This is a genomic window from Neisseria sp. HMSC055H02 (genome assembly GCF_001813335.1).
GTDB classification, from domain to species: Bacteria; Pseudomonadota; Gammaproteobacteria; order Burkholderiales; family Neisseriaceae; genus Neisseria; species Neisseria sicca_C.
Genome location: NZ_KV812115.1, coordinates 1 through 1,292, shown reverse-complemented (window position 1 = coordinate 1,292; position 1,292 = coordinate 1). Strand labels below are relative to the sequence as shown.

The 1,292-nt window shown below is 29.8% G+C and carries 2 protein-coding genes; both read right to left on the bottom strand.

Annotation, left to right across the window (positions count from 1 at the left end; genetic code table 11):
• Window positions 1-122 precede the first annotated feature (122 nt).
• Window positions 123-671 carry a hypothetical protein gene (locus HMPREF2907_RS08710; protein WP_070682189.1) on the bottom strand — a complete coding sequence of 183 codons (549 nt, stop codon included), beginning with the start codon at window positions 669-671 and terminating at the stop codon, window positions 123-125.
• 272 nt (window positions 672-943) lie between these two features.
• The coding region (locus HMPREF2907_RS12985) for a tetratricopeptide repeat protein (protein WP_168165210.1) at window positions 944-1,292 on the bottom strand (349 nt) is incomplete at its 5' end.

Sequence of the window (1,292 nt, the reverse complement as noted above, 5' to 3'; positions counted from 1 at the left end):
AAAGGTCGTCTGAAATTTTCAGACGACCTTACAATACCAAATTCAAACAACTGCGTGCGTCTATTCCGTGCACATCCGACCTGGTGAAACAGAGACTTTATGCAGGCTACGGCTTGCTTAAATTATTTATAGATAATATCTGATATGGAGAATTTATATTTCTCTTTCAAAATATTATAATCTGATGATTTACATACTTCTTTCTTATCAAAAAACAATACATATCCTCCTGCGCCGATTAAAGATGCCATCATTCGAGAAAACCACCCTCCGTATGGCATATATGTCTTATATGTAAAAATTTCACTTTGATTTGAAGCATCCAGATACTTCGATACATTATATTTTATAGGTATAGCAGAATACCTAACATTCCCACGATTTTTACTATCAAATTCCAAAATTAAATTTTTATTTCTTAGTTTACTGACATCCTTTATTAAAAAGATTTTTTCAGACTCACATAATTTTTTTAGCTGATACATACCTATTATTTCATCACCAAACATTATAAAAAACCAAAGTATCGCACCGACAATATAAAACAAAAGCCTTTTTTCAGAACGTAGGATTTCATATTTTTTGCTCTTCCATTCAAATACTATCCCAATAATAAATCCTAAAAAACCAAATATAGTGATATTGGCAATAAAAAAAAGTATTCCTATCATAGCTCTTTCCTATTCATTTAAGATTTATTTCCCGAAATCCTACGATAAATTTTAACTCCAAGAATAAAACCTGGAATAATTCCAAAAAATAAACTGATTAAATAATATACAAACGCTTGCATATTCATCTCCAATTATTCGACAAAATATCCGTTTTAGACGGAGTATTTTCTGTTCCCATAAATAATAAGACAATACTTCGCTTGTATAATTTCCAGATAAATCCAAAACAAATTTTTAGTTTGAGACATTACTGCATTTCCTCGTGTGATTTAAGGTTTCTTAGGGCAACTGTAAAAATCATTACCATCCCAAAGGGTTTGGTAATGAAACATATAATCAAATGATTTTGTTAGAGAATTTATGGTAGAATTATCAGGTTTACCATAATTCCATTTCCAACAGCCAATAGGAATTTCGGAAACAATTTGAATAAAATCTTGAGGCAGATAAAATCCATAGGAAGTCGTCATATTTTTAGTATAATTTCCTTGCACGGAAGAATATTTATCAGGAATATATTGTCCACAATTATTAACAATATATCTATGATAATAAACATTAATTCCTTCGCTTACTATTTTTAAATCCAAAAAATAATTTCCCAGCCCTCTTTGTTCC

What these genes read in the sequence shown, in the direction of transcription:
- HMPREF2907_RS08710 (WP_070682189.1), bottom strand. Translation starts at nt 671, where the DNA reads ATGATAGGAATACTTTTTTTTATTGCCAATATCACTATATTTGGTTTT.